At 72.7% G+C, this 19,182-nt stretch carries 20 protein-coding genes and 1 pseudogene; 10 read left to right on the top strand and 11 right to left on the bottom strand.

The features are described 5' to 3' along the window. Positions 1-16 precede the first annotated feature (16 nt). A complete protein-coding gene (locus tag ACIRD7_RS33680; protein WP_403459516.1) occupies positions 17-796 on the bottom strand; it encodes a DeoR/GlpR family DNA-binding transcription regulator in 780 nt (259 codons plus the stop codon). Positions 797-928: 132 nt separating this feature from the next. Here ACIRD7_RS33680 and ACIRD7_RS33675 point away from each other — a divergent pair, with 132 nt between their 5' ends. After that, entirely contained in the window at positions 929-1,810 is an 882-nt protein-coding gene (locus tag ACIRD7_RS33675; protein WP_403459515.1) for an SIS domain-containing protein, read from the top strand. Positions 1,811-1,844: 34 nt separating this feature from the next. Then, complete coding sequence (locus ACIRD7_RS33670) at positions 1,845-2,699, top strand: ketose-bisphosphate aldolase (RefSeq protein ID WP_403459514.1); 855 nt, start codon at positions 1,845-1,847, stop codon at positions 2,697-2,699. Positions 2,700-2,702: 3 nt separating this feature from the next. On the opposite strand, the gene ACIRD7_RS33665 is transcribed toward ACIRD7_RS33670, so the two are convergent. Further along, positions 2,703-3,836, bottom strand: coding sequence for a methyltransferase (locus tag ACIRD7_RS33665; RefSeq protein ID WP_403459714.1), 1,134 nt, complete (start codon positions 3,834-3,836; stop codon positions 2,703-2,705). A 67-nt stretch (positions 3,837-3,903) separates the two neighbouring features. Here ACIRD7_RS33665 and ACIRD7_RS33660 point away from each other — a divergent pair, with 67 nt between their 5' ends. From ACIRD7_RS33660 to ACIRD7_RS33650, 3 genes are all read left to right on the top strand, one after another. Continuing rightward, on the top strand, positions 3,904-4,545 hold the full coding sequence (locus ACIRD7_RS33660) for an alpha-ketoglutarate-dependent dioxygenase AlkB family protein (protein WP_403459512.1): 642 nt from the start codon (positions 3,904-3,906) through the stop codon (positions 4,543-4,545). Between the two features lie 36 nt (positions 4,546-4,581). Continuing rightward, positions 4,582-5,820 (top strand): ROK family protein, encoded by a 1,239-nt coding sequence (locus tag ACIRD7_RS33655; RefSeq protein ID WP_403459510.1) that lies wholly within the window; start codon positions 4,582-4,584, stop codon positions 5,818-5,820. Between the two features lie 204 nt (positions 5,821-6,024). Further along, positions 6,025-6,474, top strand: coding sequence for an RpiB/LacA/LacB family sugar-phosphate isomerase (locus ACIRD7_RS33650; protein WP_403459509.1), 450 nt, complete (start codon positions 6,025-6,027; stop codon positions 6,472-6,474). Between the two features lie 33 nt (positions 6,475-6,507). Here ACIRD7_RS33650 and ACIRD7_RS33645 read toward each other — a convergent pair whose 3' ends face one another. The 4 genes from ACIRD7_RS33645 to ACIRD7_RS33630 all read right to left on the bottom strand — a co-directional run bounded on the left by ACIRD7_RS33645 (position 6,508) and on the right by ACIRD7_RS33630 (position 8,508). Next, on the bottom strand, positions 6,508-6,864 hold the full coding sequence (locus ACIRD7_RS33645) for a peptidase inhibitor family I36 protein (RefSeq protein ID WP_403459508.1): 357 nt from the start codon (positions 6,862-6,864) through the stop codon (positions 6,508-6,510). Between the two features lie 189 nt (positions 6,865-7,053). Beyond that, on the bottom strand, positions 7,054-7,230 hold the full coding sequence (locus ACIRD7_RS33640) for a DUF1272 domain-containing protein (RefSeq protein WP_403459507.1): 177 nt from the start codon (positions 7,228-7,230) through the stop codon (positions 7,054-7,056). 45 nt (positions 7,231-7,275) lie between these two features. After that, on the bottom strand, positions 7,276-7,860 hold the full coding sequence (locus tag ACIRD7_RS33635) for a DUF4865 family protein (RefSeq protein ID WP_403459506.1): 585 nt from the start codon (positions 7,858-7,860) through the stop codon (positions 7,276-7,278). A gap of 72 nt (positions 7,861-7,932) precedes the next feature. Continuing rightward, the gene (locus tag ACIRD7_RS33630) at positions 7,933-8,508 is read right to left on the bottom strand and encodes a TetR/AcrR family transcriptional regulator (protein ID WP_403459503.1); all 576 of its coding nucleotides are present in this window, start codon (positions 8,506-8,508) and stop codon (positions 7,933-7,935) included. A gap of 256 nt (positions 8,509-8,764) precedes the next feature. Here ACIRD7_RS33630 and ACIRD7_RS33625 point away from each other — a divergent pair, with 256 nt between their 5' ends. The 3 genes from ACIRD7_RS33625 to ACIRD7_RS33615 are packed head-to-tail and all read left to right on the top strand — an operon-like array spanning position 8,765 to position 12,383. Beyond that, a complete protein-coding gene (locus ACIRD7_RS33625) occupies positions 8,765-9,052 on the top strand; it encodes an SHOCT domain-containing protein (RefSeq protein WP_403459502.1) in 288 nt (95 codons plus the stop codon). Continuing rightward, positions 9,049-9,825: an ABC transporter ATP-binding protein gene (locus tag ACIRD7_RS33620; protein WP_403459501.1), complete on the top strand. Its 777-nt coding sequence runs from the start codon at positions 9,049-9,051 to the stop codon at positions 9,823-9,825. The genes ACIRD7_RS33625 and ACIRD7_RS33620 overlap by 4 nt, the downstream gene beginning before the upstream one ends. Then, positions 9,822-12,383: an ABC transporter permease gene (locus ACIRD7_RS33615; RefSeq protein WP_403459499.1), complete on the top strand. Its 2,562-nt coding sequence runs from the start codon at positions 9,822-9,824 to the stop codon at positions 12,381-12,383. Before ACIRD7_RS33620 ends, ACIRD7_RS33615 begins: the two co-directional genes overlap by 4 nt. Before the next feature lie 64 nt (positions 12,384-12,447). On the opposite strand, the gene ACIRD7_RS33610 is transcribed toward ACIRD7_RS33615, so the two are convergent. After that, positions 12,448-12,999: an ATP-binding protein gene (locus ACIRD7_RS33610; RefSeq protein WP_403459498.1), complete on the bottom strand. Its 552-nt coding sequence runs from the start codon at positions 12,997-12,999 to the stop codon at positions 12,448-12,450. Between the two features lie 184 nt (positions 13,000-13,183). Then, positions 13,184-13,507: a hypothetical protein gene (locus tag ACIRD7_RS33605; protein ID WP_403459495.1), complete on the bottom strand. Its 324-nt coding sequence runs from the start codon at positions 13,505-13,507 to the stop codon at positions 13,184-13,186. A gap of 340 nt (positions 13,508-13,847) precedes the next feature. Here ACIRD7_RS33605 and ACIRD7_RS33600 point away from each other — a divergent pair, with 340 nt between their 5' ends. Further along, the gene (locus ACIRD7_RS33600; protein WP_403459493.1) at positions 13,848-14,972 is read left to right on the top strand and encodes a PLP-dependent cysteine synthase family protein; all 1,125 of its coding nucleotides are present in this window, start codon (positions 13,848-13,850) and stop codon (positions 14,970-14,972) included. Positions 14,973-14,982: 10 nt separating this feature from the next. Here the strand turns inward: ACIRD7_RS33600 and ACIRD7_RS33595 are convergent. From ACIRD7_RS33595 to ACIRD7_RS33585, 3 genes and pseudogenes are all read right to left on the bottom strand, one after another. Further along, a pseudogene (locus ACIRD7_RS33595) lies at positions 14,983-15,129 on the bottom strand (SRPBCC family protein); the annotation flags it as partial. Between the two features lie 23 nt (positions 15,130-15,152). Further along, positions 15,153-15,632, bottom strand: a complete 480-nt coding sequence (locus ACIRD7_RS33590) for an SRPBCC family protein (RefSeq protein ID WP_403459491.1) — start codon at positions 15,630-15,632, stop codon at positions 15,153-15,155. A 58-nt stretch (positions 15,633-15,690) separates the two neighbouring features. Beyond that, on the bottom strand, positions 15,691-16,521 hold the full coding sequence (locus tag ACIRD7_RS33585; protein WP_403459490.1) for a DeoR/GlpR family DNA-binding transcription regulator: 831 nt from the start codon (positions 16,519-16,521) through the stop codon (positions 15,691-15,693). A 291-nt stretch (positions 16,522-16,812) separates the two neighbouring features. Here ACIRD7_RS33585 and ACIRD7_RS33580 point away from each other — a divergent pair, with 291 nt between their 5' ends. Then, the gene (locus ACIRD7_RS33580) at positions 16,813-19,164 is read left to right on the top strand and encodes a hypothetical protein (protein ID WP_403459488.1); all 2,352 of its coding nucleotides are present in this window, start codon (positions 16,813-16,815) and stop codon (positions 19,162-19,164) included. Positions 19,165-19,182: the final 18 nt, after the last annotated feature.

Here is a 19,182-nt window from a genome sequence, read left to right as displayed (position 1 = left end):
CGTCGGCCGCCGCCGCTCAGACCGTGACGACCCGCAACCCCGCCTCCTCGAAGCCCCGCACCGTGTCCGGGTCCGCCGCCGAGTCCGTGACCAGCGTGTCCACCGTGTCCGCCGCGCAGATCCGGGCGAACGCGCGGCGGCCCAGCTTGCTGGAGTCCGCCGCCACGATCACCCGCTCGGCGCGCTCGCACAGCAGGCGGTTGATCGCCGCCTCCGCCTCGTCGTGGGCGGCGGCGCCGTGGGTGAGGTCGAAGGCGACGACGCCGAGCACCGCCACGTCGAGGGTGATCTGGGCCAGCACCGCGTCGGCGAGCGGGCCGATGAGCTCGTACGACTGCGGACGTGCGACCCCACCGGTGAGCACGATCTTGAACTGCGGGCGTACGGCCAGCTCGTTGGCGATGTTGAGCGCGTTCGTGACCACGGTCAGAGCGGGCGCGCCGGAGCCCAGGTCGCTGCGCACGGCCAGCGCGCGCGCCACCTCGGTGGTCGTCGTGCCGCCGGTCAGGCCGACGGCCTCGCCGGGGGCGATCAGATCGGCCACCGCCTTGGCGACGCGCTGTTTCTCGGAGGCGTGGCGGGCCGTCTTGTAGCGCAGCGGCAGCTCGTACGACACCCCGTGCACGACCGCGCCGCCCCGCGTGCGGACCAGCATCTGCTGCTCGGCGAGCTGATCGAAGTCGCGGCGGATCGTGGCGGCCGACACCGCCAGCTCGGCGGCCGCCTCCTCGACGTCCAGCCGGCCCCGCTCGACGAGCAGTTCCAGCAGCGCCTTCCAGCGGGCGTCGCGCGACATCGGCCCTCCCATCCTCGATCTTCCCGGCGACCATAGCGCACGCATCTCAGCCGATTGCTTGATTATGCTCGAAAGCTCGCGATATCTTGCAAGAACAAGCATTTGCCTGTCGAAGGCCGGGAGGGTGTCGGCATGACCCATGTCGAGGACGAGCTGAACAGCCAGCCCGAGTGCTGGACCCGCGCCGCGTCCGAGGCGGCCGGCCTCGGCGGGGTGCTGCCGGCGCCGGGGGAGCGGGTCGCGATCGTCGGCTGCGGCACGTCGTACTTCATGGCCCAGGCGTGCGCCGCCCTGCGCGAGAGCGCGGGCCAGGGTGAGACGGACGCCTTCGCCGCGTCGGAGTTCCCGCCCGGACGGACGTACGACCGAGTCGTCGCCCTGACCCGCTCCGGCACCACCACCGAGGTGCTCGAACTGCTGGGACGCCTGAAGGGCCGCACCCGCACCACGGCGATCACCGGCGACCCGGACACCCCCGTCATGACCGCCGCCGACGACGTCGTCGTCCTCGCATATGCGGACGAGCGATCCGTCGTACAGACCCGCTTCGCCACCACCGCCCTCACCCTGCTGCGCGCCCACCTCGGCCTGCACACCGACGCCGTCGTCGCCGACGCCCGTGCCGCGCTCGCCGCCGACCTGCCCGAAGGGCTCGTGGAGTGCGGGCAGTTCACCTTCCTCGGCCGCGGCTGGACCGTGGGCCTGGCCAACGAGGCCGGGCTGAAGATGCGCGAGGCGTCGCTGTCCTGGACCGAGGCCTACCCCGCGATGGAGTACCGCCACGGCCCGATCAGCATCACGACGAGCGGCACGGCGACCTGGATGTTCGGCGAGGCACCCGAGGGACTCGCCGAACAGGTCCGCGTCACAGGCGGCCTGTGGATCGAGGGCCGTCTCGACCCGCTCGCCGAACTCGTCCGCGCCCAGCGGCTCGCCGTCGCCGTCGCCGCCGCCCGCGGCCTCGACCCGGACCGGCCGCGCCACCTCACCCGCTCGGTGATCCTCGCCCCCTGACGCCTCCTGACGGGCGCCGAGAAAGGAACAGGACGTGCCTCTCGCCACCACCGGTGAGCTCATCAACCGTGCCACCGCGGCCCGTTCGGCCGTCGCCGCGTTCAACGTCATCACCCTGGAGCACGTCGAGGCCGTCATCGCCGGTGCCGAGTCGGTGAGTTCGCCCGTCGTCCTCCAAGTCAGCGAGAACGCCGTCAAGTTCCGCTACGGACGGCTGCTGCCGCTCGCCCGCGCTGCCGTCGCCGCCGCCGAACGCGCCGCCGTCCCCGTCGCCCTGCACCTCGACCACATCCAGAGCGACGACCTGCTGCGCCAGGCGCCCGACGCCGGGTTCAGCTCCGTGATGTACGACGCGGCCCGCCTGCCGTACCTGGACAACCTCGCCGCGACGAAGGCGGCCGTGGACTGGGCGCACGCCCAGGGCCTGTGGATCGAGGCCGAGTTGGGGCGGGTTGGCGGCAAGAACGGCGAGCCGCCGCTCGACGCCCACGCCCCGGGCGCCCGCACCGACCCGACCGAGGCCCACGCCTTCGTCGCCGACTCCGGGGTCGACGCCCTCGCCGTCGCCATCGGCAGCTCGCACGCCATGACCACCCGCACGGCCGCCCTCGACCACGAACTCCTCAAGCGCCTCGCCGCCACCCTGGACGTCCCCCTCGTCCTGCACGGCTCCTCGGGCGTCCCGGACGGCGAACTCGCCGCGGCGGTCGCGGGCGGTATCGCCAAGGTCAACATCGGCACGGCCCTCAACATCGCGATGACGAGCGCCATCCGCGACTACCTCGCCGCGAACCCCGAGGCCGTCGACTCGCGCAAGTACCTGAGCGTGGGCCGCGAGGCGATGGTGCGGGCGGTCGCCGCCCTCATCGGCGTACTGAGGGCTCCCTGACCGTCACTTCCTGACCGCCCGCAGCACCACGAACTTCGGGTCGCTCGCCACGAGCTCACTGTTGCCGAACAGCCGCCGCAGCTTCACGTGGTACCCGAGATGCCGGTTGCCGATCACCCACAGCTCACCGCCCGGCCCGAGCGCGCGCCGCGCCCCGCTGAACATCCGCCAGGCCGTCGCGTCGCTCGTCGCCTGGTGGGAGTGGAACGGCGGATTGTTGAGCACGAGGTCGACACTGCCGTCCGGCACGCCCGCCATCCCGTCACCGACCCGGAACTCGGCGTGCCCCGGCACCCCGTTCGCCCGGTACGTCGCCTCCGCCGAGGCCACGGCCTGGAAGGACTCGTCCACGAACAGCACCTCCGCCTGCGGGTTCGCCAGCGCCACCGCCGTACCGACGACACCGTTGCCGCACCCGAGGTCCACGACCCGCCGGGCCCCCTTCCCGTCCGGCAGATGGCCCAGGAAGAACCGCGTGCCGATGTCGAGCCGGTCCGCGCAGAAGACGCCCGCGTGATTGACGACCGTGCGCCCCGAGACCGCACCGATGCCGTCCGGGAGCGTGTAGGTGTACGGCCACGGGTTCGCGGGCCGCTCCGCCGAGGGCCGGGGGGCGCAGAAGATCAGCCGGGCCTTCTTCTCCGCGAGCGAGGTGCGGGTCGGGCCGAGCAGCCGCTCGAACAGCTCGAGCGTGGAGGTGTGGATCTCCTTCACCATGCCCGTGCCCACGACCACCGTGCCCTCGTGCACCGCGGGCGCCAGCCTGAGCAGCTGGTCCTCCAGCAGCGCGAGGCTCTTCGGCACCCGCACGAGCAGCACGTCGACCCGGTCCGGCGGGGTGTCCCGCGTGGTGAGCAGCCGGACCCCGCCGGGCTCCAACCCTTGCCGGGCGAGGTTGGCGCGGGTCGCCTCCTGGGTCAGAAAGGAGTCCGTGATCTGCGTCGGCCGGTGCGCCGCGAGTGCCGTGACCAGGGCTCCCCAGCGGTCACCGACGACCACGACCGAGCCGGACAGCGCGATCTCCTCCTGAGCCAGGTACCGGAGCAGGTACTCGTCGGAGGCGTCCCAGGCACGCAGCCTGTCGCGCGGGTCCTCGGGGAAACGGGTCAGCGCGAGCTCGCCCCACGGCGTCGTCATACGGTCGTTCATCGTGCGTCCAGGCTAGCCGAGCCGCAGCTCACGGCCGGTGGGGGAGGATGGGGAGATGGACGCCGAGCTGTTCCCGCGGGACCGTACGGAGGTGGCTCCGGGCGCGGTGCACGTGCCCGACTGGCTGGACGCCGAGGGTCAGCGCGAGCTGCTGGCGGCCTGCCGTGAGTGGGCCCGCCCACCGGCCGGCCTGCGTACCGTGCGCACTCCCGGCGGCGGCACGATGACCGCCCGGCAGGTCTGCCTCGGCTGGCACTGGTACCCCTACGCCTACTCCCGCACGGTCGTCGACGGCGACGGCACCCCGGTGAAGCCGTTCCCCGCCTGGCTGGGCGAGCTGGGCCGCCGTGCGGTGCGGGACGCCTTGGACCGGGCGGGGGAGGCCTACGACATCGCGCTGATCAACTTCTACGACGCCGACGCCCGCATGGGCATGCACCGCGACAGCGACGAGAAGTCGCAGGCACCGGTCGTGTCCCTGAGCCTCGGTGACACCTGCGTCTTCCGCTTCGGCAACACCGAGACCCGGACCCGGCCGTACACGGACGTCGAACTGCGCAGCGGCGACCTGTTCGTGTTCGGCGGTCCTTCGCGGCTCGCCTACCACGGCGTACCGAAGGTGCACCCCGGCACCGCGCCGCCCGAGTTGGGACTGACCGGACGGTTGAACGTCACGCTCAGAGTGAGCGGGCTGTAGACCGCCGCGGCTGCGGATCATGGGAGACTCGCCCTCATGAGCGGCAAGGCGGACCCCCGGCCGGCGGGGGATGGGACCACCTCGAGGACGCGGTTGGACCGGGGGCGCGGTGCGCTCGGACCCGCGTTGGAGCTCGTGCACACCGGCCGCGCGCCCACGCGCGCCGTGCTCACCGCCGAGCTCGGGGTGACCCGGGCGACGGCCGGCGCGGTCGCCGCCGAGCTGGAGGCGCTCGGGCTGATCCGGGTCGACGCCCGGCCCGGCGCGGCCGCCGGTTCCCAGGGGCGCCCCTCGCACCGGCTGGCGGTCGCCGAGGACGGGCCCGTGGTCCTCGCCGCCCAGGTGCACGCCGACGGCTTCCGGGCGGCGCTGGTGGGTCTCGGCGGCCGCATCGTCGCCACCGCGCCGGGCTGCGAGACCGTCGACGCCGACCCGGCCAAGGTGCTCGGCTCGGTCGTCGAAGCGGGCGCCGACCTGCTGCGCACGACCGGACGGCGCTGCGTCGGCGCCGGACTCGCCGTACCGTCCGCCGTCGCCGAACCCGACGGGCTCGCGCTCAACCCCCTGCACCTCGCCTGGCCCGTCGGCGCCCCGGTGCGCCGTATCTTCGCGGAGTGCGTGCGCGCGGCCGGGATCACCGGCCCGGCGTTCACCGGAAACGACGTCAACCTCGCCGCGCTCGCCGAGCACCGGCACGGCGCCGGGCGCGGCGCCCGCGACCTGCTGTGCGTGGCCACCGGACACCGGGGAGTCGGCGGCGCGCTGGTGCTGGACGGCCGCCTGCACACCGGCAGTTCGGGTCTGGCCCTGGAGGTCGGCCACCTCACCGTGAACCCCGAGGGCAGACCCTGCCACTGCGGCAGCCGCGGCTGTCTCGACGTCGAGGCCGACCCGCTGGCCTTCCTCACGGCGGCGGGCCGCCAGCCGGGCCCCGAGGTCTCGCTGCTCCAGCAGTCCAAGGACCTGATCGGCAACCACTACGACGACCCGACGATCCGCACGGCCACCGAGGCCCTCATCGACCGCCTCGGCCTGGGCCTGGCCGGCCTGGTCAACATCCTCAACCCCGACCGCATCATCCTCGGCGGCCTCCACCGCACCCTGCTCGACGCCGACCCCGACCGTCTGCGGGCCGTCGTCGCCGACCGCAGCCTGTGGGGTCAGAGCGGCAGCGTCCCGATCCTCGCGTGCACCCTCGACCACAACAGCCTGGTCGGCGCGGCCGAGTTGGCGTGGCAGCCGGTGCTGGACGATCCGTTGGGGGCGCTGGCCTGACCGGGGGGCGGTGGACCGAGCGCGTGTCGCACTGCGGGCGTGCCATGCCTGATTGGCGCGGCCGAGTCGGCGTGGCAGCCGGTGCTGGACGATCCGCTGGGGGCGCTGGCCTGACCGGGCGGCGGCGGACCGAGCGCGCGTCGCATCGCGGGCGTGCCCTCGTGCGCCCCGGCGGGCCGAGCGGCGCCGAGTAGGCTCGGGGGCATGCGGATCTCCGTTTCCTCGGACATGGACGAACCGGTGGCGCGCACACTCGTCACCGAGCTGCGCGCTCGCGGCCACGAGGTGGTGGCGTACGGTGCGCTCAGCCCCGGCGCCGACCCGCAGTGGGCCGCCTGCTCGGAGGCGGCCGCCCGCGAGGTCGCCGACGGCACCGCCGACCAGGCGGTCGTGTGCTGCTGGACCGGCACCGGCGCCTCCATCGCCGCGAACAAGGTGCCGGGCGTACGGGCCGCCCTGTGCACCGACGCCTACACCGCCGACGGCGCCCGCCGCTGGAACGACGCCAACGTCCTCGCCCTCAGCCTCCGCCTGACGTCGGGCCCCCTGCTCAAGGAAATCCTCGACGCCTGGTTCGCCGCCGAGGCGAGCGCCGACGCCGACGACCGGGAGAACGTGGCCCGCATCGGCCGACTGGACCGGGGCAGGGCGTAGAGCCTGCCCGGATCCGGTCGGCAGGCGCTCAGCTCAGCATTCGCCGCCCCACACCGCGCTGTGCAGGGTGACGGGGCCCAGGTAGGTGGTCATGTTCTCGTCGTTGGGGTAGTGCAGGCACCCCTTGAAGTTGCCACCGGCCTGGGCGGTGAGGTTGTACCAGATGTGGTCCGCCCCCGGGTAGCGCACACCGTTGTTGACGATGACCATCCCGTGCTCCGAGTGCAGGTCGTACAGGTTCCCCGTCGACTTCCACGTCGGCTGACCCCACGCCACGTCGTTGTTCCATACGCAGACGTGTTCCCTGGGGCAGTCCGACACGGCGGCCGACGCCGATGGTGCCGAGGCCACACCCCAGGCCGCCGCCATCAGCAGTGCCGCTGCGCTCACGCCGGCCTTCGTGCGAAACCGTGCCGTCACAGTTTCCTCCGTCCTCGTCGGTGCCGGGCGGCTGTGGTCGGCCCGGCCGCTTCCAAGTGGCCAAGCATTGCGGCCGGGCAAAGGCTCTGGTCCCTGACAGATGTCAGGGACCAGAGCCTTGTCAGCACCGCGACCGGTCGCGCGATCCCGCGCGACCCCTCACCGGCGGCGCGGCCTCGTCACCAGCTCGCCGCCGCAGTTGGGGCAGACGCCCCGCATCGCCTCCGTGCAGGGGACGCAGAAGGTGCACTCGTACGAGCAGATGCTGGCCGGGGCGTCGGGCGGCAGTGCCGCCGTCTCGCAGCGCTCACACCGGTCGCGCATCTCCAGCGCCATGTCTTCCGCCTTCCTCGCGGGGTCACTTCACCGTAGGGACCGCACTCACCACTGCCGCCCCCGCGGCAACGCGCCGCGCTCCGGCGCCGACAGGTGAAGCACCTGGTACACCTCGCCCTCGGCCTGGGGCGGCTCGCGGTCCCAGAGCGAGAAGTGGACCACCTCCCAGGCACACGTGTCCACCGCGGCGGCGGCCAGTACGACCTCGTCCCGTTTGGCCAACTCACCGGCAGCGTCCGCCGATTCCGCCATGAACGCGGCCAACTCCACACCGTCCGGCACGGGTCGGCGCCGACGCGCGGCGAACTGGGCGGGGGAGTCCGCGGCGCCGCCCTCCGCGTACGCGAGCCCCGTCCACCGCCGTATCCGGGGCCGCCCGAAGTCGTTCACGGGCCCCTGGAAGGCGCCTCCCCACAGGAAGGCGTTCATGCCCTCCATGGTGTTCCAGAGGTAGAAGGACCCGTACTGGTTGACCGGCGACCCGTGCACCCCGCGCTCCCGCAGCAGATACGCCTTGATGCCGAGGCCCTCCCAGCCGTCCAGCAGATGTCCGAGGCGGGCGACACGGGAGCGGATGACGCCCATGTCGTAGTCGGCGGGCAACGTGAACGAGTACTGCATGGCATGCATGCCGAATTCCCTTCTCCCGCAAGAAGTACGGGGTTTTCAAGGGTGCGCGGGGTGCTAGGGGAGGCGGGGTCCTCAAGGTGTGCGGGCGTCAGCGTGCGGGGCGAGCAGCGACAGCAGGCCCCGGACGCTCGCGTCGAAGGCCGCCGCCGAACCGGACGCGCGAGCGAGGACATAGCCGCCCTGGAGGGTCGCGACGATCGTCGCCGCGACCGACTCACCGTCGAGTCCCGCCGCGAACTGGCCCTGTTCCCGGCCCTCCTCGACGATCGCCGCGAGCCGCTCCCGCAACCAGTTGAGGGTCTCGTCGACCGGCGCCCGCAGCTCGTCGCTCGCGATCACGTCCGGATCCATCGTCAGCCGCCCGATCGGACAGCCGCGCAGCACGTCCCGCTCGCGCCGCAGATACGTCTCGATGCGCTCGTACGGCGTTCCCGGCCCGTCGAGTACTCCCGCGGCGGTAGCCCGCATCTCCTCGGCGGTCCGCGTGATCGCGGTCAGCGCGAGGTCCTGCTTCCCCTTGAAGTGGTGGTACATGCTGCCCTGCCCGGCGCCCGAGTGCTCCAGGATCGCCTTGGGGCTGGTGCCCACATAACCGCGCTCCCACAGCAGCTCACGGGTGGACTCGATCAGCCGGTCCGAGGTGCTCATAGGGAGACTGTACATACTAGTAGTTACAGAAGTCGAGGCCCTCCGAAGGCGCTTCCGAAGGCCCTCCGAAGGCCTTTCGGAGCAGCGCCACCAGCCCGTCCTACTCCCCGCGAGGTACACGCACTGCCGCTGGCCGTACGACGACCCGGACCCCCTCCCGGCGCGAGTCTCGAGACATCACCGAACGACCGGAACGACCCGAACCACCCGAACCACCCGAACCACCCGACCGAAACGACTCGGGAGATGACTCGAGATGCAGACCCTGGCTCACTTCGCGGACGGCGGCCCCGGCCCGTGGATCCTCTTCTTCCCGCTGATCTGGGCGGCCGTCGTGATCGGCGGCATCACCCTGCTGCGCCGCACGGTGTGGCGCGGGCGCCGAGGCCCCTGGCGGTCCGCCGAGGACGACAACTCGCCCATCACCGTCCTCGGCCACCGCTTCGCCTCCGGCGAGATCGACGAGGACGAGTACTGGCGCCGGCTGTCCGTCCGGGACGAGCAGTTCGGCCGCAAGGGCAAGGGCAAGGGCGGTGCGGCATGACGGCCACGAGCGCCACGAGCGCGGTGACGATCACGCCGGCGGCCGCCCGCGTCGTGGACGCCGTGAAGGTGTACGGCAGCGGCGACACCAGCGTGAGGGCCCTGGACGGGGTGAGCGTCGACTTCCCGGTCGGCCGCTTCACCGCGATCATGGGGCCCTCGGGCTCCGGCAAGTCGACGCTGATGCACTGCGCGGCCGGCCTCGACACGCTCACCTCGGGCACCGCCCACATCGGCGACACCGAGCTGAGCAGTCTCGACGACCGCCGCCTCACCCTCCTGCGCCGCGACCGGGTCGGCTTCGTCTTCCAGGCCTTCAACCTGGTGCCGACGCTGACCGTCGCGGAGAACATCACGCTGCCGCTGGACCTCGCGGGCGGCAAGGGCGGCCGCGGCGACAAGGAATGGATCGACGCGCTGATCGACGTAGTCGGCCTGCGCGACCGGCTCCACCACCGCCCCTCCGAGCTCTCCGGCGGCCAGCAGCAGCGCGTCGCGGTGGCCCGCGCCTTCGCCGGCCGGCCCGACGTCGTGTTCGCCGACGAGCCGACCGGCAACCTCGACTCCCGCTCCGGCGGGGAGGTCCTCGGGCTGCTCGGCCGCACGGTGCGCCAGACCTCCCGCACGGTCGTCATGGTCACCCACGACCCGGTGGCCGCCGCCCACGCGGACGAGGTCGTGTTCCTCGCCGACGGGCGCCTGGTCGACCGGATGGAATCCCCGACCGCCGACAAGGTCCTGGACCGCATGAAAGCCTTCGAGGTGCCGTCATGAACGCATCCGTCCGCCTGAGCGTGTCCTCCCTGCGCGCCCACAAGCGACGCTTCGCCGGCACGTTCCTCGCGGTGTTCCTCGGCGTGGCGTTCCTCGCCGGAACCCTCGTCATGGGCGACACGCTGCGCGCCAGCTTCGACACCATGTTCGGTAACGCGACCAGCGGCACCGACGCCGTCGTCCGCAGCGCCGACGCCATCACCACGCCCGGCGAGAGCCAGGGCGTACGCGAACCCGTCGGCACGGACCTCGTGCGCACCGTCGAAAAGGTCCCCGGCGTCGCGGCCGCGGCGCCCAGCATTCAGGGCGCCGGCCAACTCGTCGGCAAGGACGGCGACCCGATCGGCGGCCAGGGCCCGCCCACCCTTGCCGGCAACTGGATCGGCGACCCCGAACTCAACGCGTACCAGCTCGCCGACGGCCGCGTCCCCGGGAAGTCCGGCGAGGTCGTCATCGACCGCGGCACCGCCGAACGCGGCGACCTGCGGATCGGCGACACGACGACCCTGCGTACGCCGGACCCCGTCAAGGTGACGATCGTCGGCCTCGCGACCTTCGGCGGCGAGGACGGCATGGCCCAGGTGACCTTCACCGGCATGACCCAGGCCGACGCGGAGAAGTACCTCACCGCCGGGCCGGGCGAGGCCACGAGCATCCAGGTGCGGGCCGGTCCCGGCGTCAGCCAGGAGGAACTGGTGGACGCCCTGACGCCCGTACTGCCCAAGGGAGTCGAGGCGATCACCGGTCAGGAGTCGGCCGCCGAGAACACCGACATGATCTCCAGCCAGTTCCTGTCCGTCTTCACCACCTTCCTGCTGGTCTTCTCCGGCGTCGCCCTGCTCGTCGCGACCTTCTCCATCCACAACACCTTCGCGATCGTCGTGGCCCAGCGCACCCGCGAGAACGCCCTGTTGCGCGCCCTGGGCGCCTCGCGCCGCCAGGTCACCGCGTCGACCCTCGTCGAGGCCACCGCCGTGGCCGTCGCCGCCTCCGTGGCCGGACTCGCGGGCGGCATCGGGATCGCGGCCGGGCTCCAGGCGCTGTTCCCGGCGATCGGATTCCCCTTCCCCGAGGGCGACTTGGTCATCAGCGCCCTCTCCATGGCCCTGCCGCTCGCGGTCGGCGTCGTGGTCTGCCTCGGCTCCGCCCTGCTGCCCGCGGTCCGCGCCGGCCGCACCGCACCGCTGGCCGCGCTGCGCGAGACGTCCGTCGACACCTCCGGCGCCTCCCGGCCGCGTGCCGTCACCGGACTGGGCCTCATCGCCCTCGCCATCGCCGTGACGCTCACCGGCGTCCTGGTCTCCCCGTCCCTCTGGCTGGCGGGCACCGGCGCGGTCCTCGCCCTGGTCGCCTTCGTTGTCCTCGGCCCGGTCGCCTCCACGACGGCCGTACGGATCCTCGGCGGCCCCCTCGACCGGCTGCGCGGCGTCACCGGCGGCCTCGCCCGGCGCAACGCCCTGCGCAGCCCGAAGCGCACGGCGGCCACGGCGAGCGCGCTGATGATCGGCGTGGCGGTGGTGTCGCTGTTCACGGTGTTCGGAGCCTCGCTGAAGGCGACCATGGACCAGACCGTGTCCCGTTCCTTCGCGGGCGACGTGGCCGTGAGCACCCCGTCGTTCGGCGCGGGCGGCAGCGGCCTGAGCCCGCGTCTGGCCGACGCGGTCCAGCGGCTGCCCGAGGTGGACACGGCCGTCGGCCTCGGCCGCGGCGTCGCCGAAGTCGACGGCGAGGGCAGGGCCCTGACGGTCACCGACCCGGTCGCCCTGGAGCGCACCTTCGACCTCGGCGCCGTCCACGGCTCCCTGCGCGACCTCGGTACGGACGGCATCGCCATCACCGAGAAGGAGGCCGGCAAACAGCACCTGACGACCGGCGACAAGACCCGTCTCACCTTCACCGACGGCCGTACGGAGAACTTCACCGTCCGCGCGGTCTACGGCCAGTCCGAACTCGCCGGCGACTACGTCATCACCCGCGACGCCTGGGCCCCGCACCGCACCCAGGACGCCGACACCCTGATCGCCGTCTCCTTCAAGGACGGCGTCGGCACGGACGCCGGCAAGGCGGCGGTCGAGAAGGTCGCCGACGGATACGGCAACCCCGAGGTGCAGACCCGCGACGAGTACGCGCAGTCCTCGGCGGGCGGCATCGACATGATGCTCACACTCGTCTACGCGCTGCTCGCCCTCGCGGTCCTCATCGCCCTGCTCGGCATCGCCAACACCCTGACCCTGGCCATCCACGAGCGCACCCGCGAACTCGGGCTGCTGCGGGCCGTCGGCCAGACCCGGTCCCAACTGCGCGCGATGGTCCGCTGGGAGTCGGTCCTGGTGGCCGCCTTCGGCACCGCCGGCGGCCTCGCCCTCGGCGGCTTCCTCGGCTGGGTCCTGGTCAAGGCGTCCGACGGCGCGAGCGACAGCGCCTTCGCCTTCGCGATACCGCCCCTGCAACTCGTGGTCGTGGCCCTGGTCGGCCTGACGGCCGGAGCTCTCGCGGGCCTGCGCCCGGCGCGCCGCGCGGCACGCCTGGACGTCCTGCGGGCCATCGCCACGGAGTGACCCGGCCGGGCCGGCTCACCCCAGCACGGGGTCACCCGGCAGCCAGATCCCCCTCACCGCCCGGTCAGCCCACAACGGCCGACCGGGCGGGAGCGTGCTCCGGCCGACGCAGGTCCACCCGCTGCGCGACCTCCGCGAACTGCCGTACGGGCTTCTCCACGGCCATCGCCGTCCGCCTCGGCGGGCGCGCGGCCGCCGCCCGTGCCGACACGACCGGTGTCGTGAGCGCGAACCACACGACCTTGCCGGACTCGCCGTCCGGCCGTACGCCCCAGCTCTCGCTGACCGCGGCCACCATCGCCAGCCCGCGCCCGCAGGTGGCGAGGGAGTCGGCTTTGCCGACGTCCGCCACGACCGGCAGCCGCGGGTCGGTGTCGCGCACCGAGACCATCAGCCGGTCGAGCAGCAGCTCGATCTCCACGGTGCACGTCTTGTCCGGCTGGGCATGCTGGTGGACGTTGGTCAACAGCTCGGTCACACCGAGCGCGGCGCGGTCTATCAAGGCGTCCAGATGCCAGTAGCGCAAGTGCGCCGATACGATTCTGCGGACCTGACCGATCCGCGACGGCAGGGCTTGGAGCTCCACCGTGCAGTGCCTGCTTGGGTACTTGATCACGGCTGCGACTCCCCGACTGAAGAGGTCCGGAAGAACACGAAGTACGGATCCAGCAGGGTCCTTGAGGAAAACGGCCGCCTGCTGTCGTGGCCGGCGGGCTGGTTCGCAGCGTTATCGCCGGTAAACCCAGAGTGACGTGAGACCAGCGTGACGCAGGGGGTGCGGGACCGCAACTCGCGGTGACTCAGCCCTTGCGCCCGGCGGCCTTCCGTACGGCCTCGATGAACCGGCGCGCCGCGGGCGGACCCGGCTCGCCCGGAGCGGGGTCGTGATCGCCCAAAGTCAGTGAATAGCGATTGCCGTTGAGGTCCGCGAGGGCCCGGTCGTCCGGGGCGAACCAGGGCTTGGACGCCCGTACCGCCTGCACCGGCGCGCTGTCGATCTCACTGCCGTAGCTGGTGAGCAGCTGCACCCTGCCGTCGCTGATCCGTATCTGCCCGGCCCGGGTCAGCGAGCGCAGCCGCTTCCCGATCCGCACGCCCGTGGCCCTGAACTCCGGCTCAGCCATGCCCCGCCCCTTAGTGCGCCTCGGTGTGCCGGTCCGTCCCGTGCGGGCCGCGGCCGGCTCTGGTCGTGATCCAGTGTGCCCCCGCTCGGGATCGCTGTCCCGTCCGGTGCAGTCTGCCCGCGTACCGCGCCGGACACCAGTACGCACGTCATGCCTGGCCGGGGGCGTTGGAAGCACTCGCGCGAATGCGCCCCCAGAGCCCCGTGAGGCCATCGGCCCAGGGCTGCCTTTGAGGCTCTCAAAGGTGTGTTTATGCAGGTGAGAAGCGTGCGGAAGGTGTTTATGCTCGAAGCGACGGCCGCGCGATTCGGCGCCGCCGCACAGCACGAGGAGCAGCGCCGTGAGTACCCTCCAGCAGACCCCGTCCGGCGTGACCCTCGACGTCGACCGCACCGACGCCCACTACCGCGACTGGCTGAAAGAAGCCGTACGCAAGGTCCAGGCCGACGCCAACCGCTCGGCCGACACGCACCTCCTGCGCTTCCCGCTCCCCGAGCAGTGGGGCATCGACCTGTACCTCAAGGACGAGTCGACCCACCCCACCGGCAGCCTCAAGCACCGCCTGGCCCGTTCCCTCTTCCTGTACGGCCTGTGCAATGGCTGGATCCGGCCGGGCCGCCCGGTGATCGAGGCGTCCAGCGGCTCGACGGCCGTCTCCGAGGCGTACTTCGCCAAGCTGATCGGCGTGCCCTTCATCGCCGTCATGCCGCGCACGACGAGCGCCGAGAAGTGCCGTCTGATCGAGTTCCACGGCGGCCAGTGCCACTTCGTGGACGACTCGCGCAAGATGTACGAGGAGTCCGCCCGGCTCGCGGTGGAGACCGGCGGCCACTACATGGACCAGTTCACCTACGCCGAACGGGCCACGGACTGGCGCGGCAACAACAACATCGCCGAGTCCATCTTCCGCCAGCTCCGCCTGGAACGGTTCCCGGAGCCCGCGTGGATCGTCGCCACGGCCGGCACCGGCGGCACCTCCGCGACCCTCGCCCGGTACGTCCACTACATGCAGTACGACACCCGCATCTGCGTCGCCGATCCCGACAACTCCTGTTTCTTCGAGGGCTGGACCACCGGCGATCCGGACGTCACCTGCGACTGCGGCTCCCGCATCGAGGGCATCGGCCGGCCGCGCATGGAGCCGAGCTTCGTGCCCGGCGCCATCGACCGGATGATGAAGGTGCCGGACGCGGCGAGCGTGGCCGCCGTGCGCGCCCTGGAGCGGGCCATCGGCCGCAAGGCGGGCGGCTCCACCGGCACCGGGCTGTGGAGCTCGCTGAAGATCGTCGCCGAGATGGTGGCCGAGGGACGGCAGGGGAGCGTCGTGACCCTGCTGTGCGACCCCGGGGACCGCTACCTCGACAAGTACTACTCGGACGCGTGGCTGGCCGGGCAGGGCCTGGACATCGCGCCGTACGCCACGGCCATCGAGCAGCTGCTGGAGACGGGCGTGTGGCCCGAGTGACCCGGCGGCCTCAGCGTGCCGCCGCGGCCAGCCGCCGGTCCAGGGACGTCACCGCGTCCCTGAACGCCTTGCCGAGGCCGGCCCGCGCCAGGCCGAACACGAACCGGAAGGGCGCCGTACCGTCGACGGCGAAGGTCCACTGGACCCGGGTTCCCGCTTGGCCCGAGTGACCCGCCGGCCTCAGCGTGCCGCCGCGGCCAGCCGCCGGTCCAGGGACGTCACCGCGTCCCTGAACGCCTTGCCGAGGCCGGCCCGCGCGAGGCCGAAGACGAACCGGAAGGGCGCCGTACCGTCGACAGCGAAGGTCCACTGGACCCGGGTTCCCGCCCCCGCCGGGGCGAGCCGCCACTCCTCGACCATGGCCCGCGCCCCCGCCGCGTTGGTGAGGTCGACGCGGTAGGCGTACACCTCGGGGCTCTTCGCCGCCAGGATCGTCTCCTCGAAACGCGTGCCGCCCTTGAGCCGGACCTCGCGCCGGGCTCCCTCGTCGAGCGGACGCGCCAGCGTCACCGCCGAGAACCACTGCGGCCAGGCGGCCACGTCCTCCGCGAGCGCCCGGTACACCGTCTCCGGGGGAGCGGAGATCTCCCGCGCGAAGACATGACGTACGGGTGCGGTCCCGACGAAGTCGATCCCCACCTCGCGCAGCAGGTGAGCCATGGACGAAACCCCCTATGCCGAAGCCGCTCCGGGCAGCGTCACCATAGCTGGCGCCTCGTCAGATGTCTGCACCCTCATCGGGCTCACCGGCCACCACCAGCCGGCGCAGGTGCTCGGCGATCCCCGAGCGCGCGTCGGTCGCCAGCCCGGCGTCCGTCACCAGCGTGTCGACCTGATCCAGCGCCGCGAAGGAACTCAGCCCCACCACACCCCACTTGGTGTGGTCGGCGACCACCACGACCCGCCGCGCCGACTGCACCAGCCGCCGGTTGGTCTCGGCCTCCGCGAGGTTCGGCGTGGACAGGCCGGCCTCCACCGATATGCCGTGCACACCGAGGAACAGCACATCGAAGTGGAGCGCCGCGATCGCCTGGTCGGCCACCGGGCCCACCAGCGAGTCGGACGGCGTGCGCACCCCGCCGGTCAGCACCACCGTGGCCGCGCCCTGCCGGGGGCCCGTGGTGCGCTGCGCCACGTGAAAGACGTCGGCCACCCGCACCGAGTTCGTGACCACGGTGAGGTCGGGAACCTCGACCAGCTGCTGCGCCAGCGCGTACGTCGTCGTACCGCCCGACAGCGCGATCGCGCTGCCCGGCGCGACCAGCTCGGCCGCCGCCCGCGCGATGTCCTCCTTGGCCGTCAGCTCCAGACCCGACTTGGCCTCGAAACCCGGCTCGTGCGTGCTGGCCTCGACCACCGGGACCGCGCCGCCGTGCACCTTCTCCAGCACGCCCTGCCGGGCGAGCGCGTCGAGATCGCGGCGCACCGTCATGTCCGACACGCCGAGCTTGCGCGTCAGCTCATTGACACGCACACCGCCGCGGCGCCGTACCTCGTCCAGAATCAGGGCGCGCCGCTGCTCCGCGAGGAGGTTCTGATTCTCGCTCACGTACGCTCCGGTCCTTTCGCCGCCGCCGTCCGACATGCCCCCCGCAACCCCTCCCACAAGGACATTCTCGCCCCTCCACGTGCGCGGGGCGTCTCATCCTCGCATGGGTCGGTACCCGCCGCGCCACTGGCTGTCACGATGCGTGCATGTCATCTCGGCATCCTCCGTTCCCCGGTTCTTCACACGGAACGGGGAGATTCCGTGACGAGAGGTGTACGGACGCCTCCGGGCGGAGATCCTTGTGCCCGCACGGACAGAAGCCGACGGCTCGTCACGGGGGAAGTGCGAACAGTGGAACTGGCTGAGAGACGCGGAGCGGACGACGCCACGGAAGGGCCCGACGACCCGGGCACGGGGCGGACGGGTACCGGAATTGCCCTGGAACTCCTGGTCCACGGGGTCGGCGGCAAGACACCGGAGGACATGCTCGACGATCCGCGGACCGTGCGGATCACCGGCGACGACACGGCAGCCGTCTTCCGGCGGGCCGACGACGTCGACGCCGAGGACCGGCCGCAGGACCACCGGGGCGAACCGGTGCGCGAGGCCTACGTCTGGTGCAACCTCACCTCGGGCAACAGCGCACGCGCCCTGTGGCTGTTACTTCTGCCGTTCATGGTGGTGAACCTCGCCCACTGGATGCGCCCCACCGCCCGCGACCACGGGCGCACGGTACGGCTGTACGGCCTGCTCGTGCGGCTCGCGGGCCTGACGCTCACGGTGCTGCTCGTCGCGGCCGCGTGCGAGGTAGCCCTAGACCTCGCGGCCTGGCAGTGCGCGGGCACACGCGCGTGCGCCGACCGGCACAGCTGGCTGGGCTTCCTGTCCCCGACGGTCTCGAACGGCGGCTGGTGGAGCGACCCCGGCCGCAGGCTCGCCCTCGCGGCCGTGGTGCCCGCCGCGCTGACCGGCCTGCTGTGGTACCTCTCCCGGCGCACCTGGAGCGCCTACGAGTCCCAGCAGCCCATCGCCCGTGAGCCCGAGCCCGACGAGGAGACCGGCGGCAGCTCCCTGGGCCGCCCCGGCTTCTGGTACGGCCGTCGCCTCGTGGCCCGGCTGCGCGCCGCCCACACCGCCGCCGGCCTGCTGACGGTCGCCGCCGCGGTCGGCTCGGCGGCGGCCCGCTTCGACCGCCGCCCCGGCGGACCGGCGCTCCTCGACACCCTGGGGTGGACCCTGGACGCGGCCCTCGTCGCCTGTGCGGCGGTCGTGGTGTGGGTGGTATGCCGCCGGGGCCGCAGCGAGAACCGCCTCGGCCAGGAACTGGACGAGCATCTCGTACGACGGCTGCCGCTCGCCGCCCTCGGCCTGCTGGCGCTCGCCCTGGTGTACGCCGGGTGGGACCGGCCGGGCTGGCAGTCGACCGGTCGCCTCCCGGGCGACCCCACCTTCGGCGCCATCGCCTTCATCCAGGGCCTGCTCGTCATCGTGCTCGCCGTGGTCGCCCACCTCCTGTACCGCACCCGGCCCGACGCCCGTGCCGCGATGCGCGGCCTCGGCGGACCCGCCGTGGTGATGCTGGCTTGCGCTCTGGGCGGGGTGATGTCCGGCGGGGTCTCCCAGCGGGTGGCCGACTGGCTGGACGGCACAGGCACGTCGATCGTCGGACCGCCCGTGCTGCTGACCTGGCAGGCGTCCGTGATCCCGCCGCTGCTGGTCCTCGTCCTGCTGTTCTGCGGCGGGCTGGGGTGGCGGGCGTGGCGGCTGCGCCGGACCGAGCTGGGCACGGTGGAGCTCGACTACACGGGGGAGCCGCAGGACCCCGCCCGCACCCGGCGTATCGCGACGACCCGCGCGATGGCGACGCTCACCGACCGCGCGCCCCTCCTCGTCGCCGTCACCTCCGCGGCCACCCTGCTCCTGGGCGCCGGAGCCCTGGTCGGTGCCCTGACGACCGACGCGACACCGAGCAAGGCCGCCGACGGGACGTACGCCTTCGTCCACGGCGCCGCCGAGACCGCGCAGGCGCTGGGCTCCTGGCTGATCGGCTTCGGCTTCATACTGTTCGTCACCTGGGGGCGACGCGCCTACAAGGACGCCTCCGCCCGGCGCACCATCGGCATCCTGTGGGACGTCGGCACCTTCTGGCCGCGCGCCGCACACCCCTTCGCGCCGCCCTGCTACGCCGAGCGCGCGGTGCCCGACCTGACCTGGCGGATGGCCACGTGGACCGGCGCGGAGGACGGCCGGCGGCTGGTCATCTCCGGTCACTCCCAGGGCAGTGTGCTCGCGGCCGCCGCGGCCTGGCAGCTGACGCCGGCCGACCGCAAACGGGTCGCGCTCCTGACCTACGGTTCCCCGCTGGAGCGCCTGTACGGCCGCTGGTTCCCGGCCCACTTCGGCCAGGCCGCGCTGACCTCCCTGCACGCCGACGTCGACTGCTGGCGCAACCTGTACCGGCTCACCGACCCCATCGGCGGCCCGGTCCGGCTGCCGGGCAGCTGCACACCCGAGGTGGACCGCGAGCCCCTCAGGGACCCGCTGGCCTACGGCCGCACCCCCGAACACCCCCTGCCCGCACCCATCCTGGGCCACGGCGACTACCAGGCGGACCCGGCGTTCGCGAAGGAACGGGAGCGGCTGCTCGCGCGGCTCAGGCCGGGGGTGCCGGCGCAACGGCCCGAGACCGCGGCCGAGAGCTGAGCCAAGGGCGACCTGCCG

The sequence above is a fragment of the Streptomyces sp. NPDC093568 genome (assembly GCF_044764945.1).
Classification (GTDB): domain Bacteria; phylum Actinomycetota; class Actinomycetes; order Streptomycetales; family Streptomycetaceae; genus Streptomyces.
Note: the sequence above shows the minus strand (reverse complement) of the source record. Positions and strands in the feature narration are given on the sequence as shown.